We start from the raw sequence: 600 nt of genomic DNA, 5'->3' as shown, positions 1-600 counted from the left end.
GGGCGCTTGGTGACGGACGACTACAGCGGCTACAAGGCCTGCTTCGAGCTGGGCGTCACGGAAGCCGGCTGCATGGCGCACGCACGTCGCAAGTTCCACGAGCTGTGGGCCAACCACGTGGCGAGCAGGCGTTGAAGTTCTTCGGCCAGCTCTACGCCGTCGAGCGCGAGGTGCAGGACTTGCAGCCCTCGGAACGCCAGGCCGTGCGGCAGGCGCGCTCCCAGCCACTGGCCGACGCGCTGCACCAGTGGCTCGCACAGCAGCGAAAGGCCGTGCCCGACGGCTCAGCGACCGCGAAGGCCATCGACTACTCGCTCAAGCGCTGGGCGGCGTTGATCCGCTACATCGACGACGGCGAACTGCCCATCGATCAGAACTGGGTGGAGAACCAGATCCGCCCGATTGCCCTTGGCAGGGCAAACTGGTTGTTCGCCGGCAGCCTGCGCGCGGGCCGGCGTGCCGCGGCCATCATGAGCCTGGTGCACTCGGCGCGCCTGAACGGGCACGACCCCTACGCCTACCTCAAGGACGTGATGACCCGGCTGCCCACACAGCCTGCCAGCCGCATCGCTGAGTTGCTGCCACATCGCTGGACCTCGG

General features: G+C 68.0%; 1 pseudogene. It reads left to right on the top strand.

From position 1 onward, the window contains the following. Window positions 1-600, top strand: a pseudogene (tnpC, locus tag D3A59_RS25075) (IS66 family transposase); the annotation flags it as partial.

Origin of the sequence: Caldimonas tepidiphila (assembly GCF_003569765.1) — a bacterium.
Lineage (GTDB): Bacteria > Pseudomonadota > Gammaproteobacteria > Burkholderiales > Burkholderiaceae_C > Caldimonas > Caldimonas tepidiphila.
The sequence above is the reverse complement of the archived record's forward strand: the minus strand, read 5'-3'. Positions and strand labels throughout refer to the sequence as shown.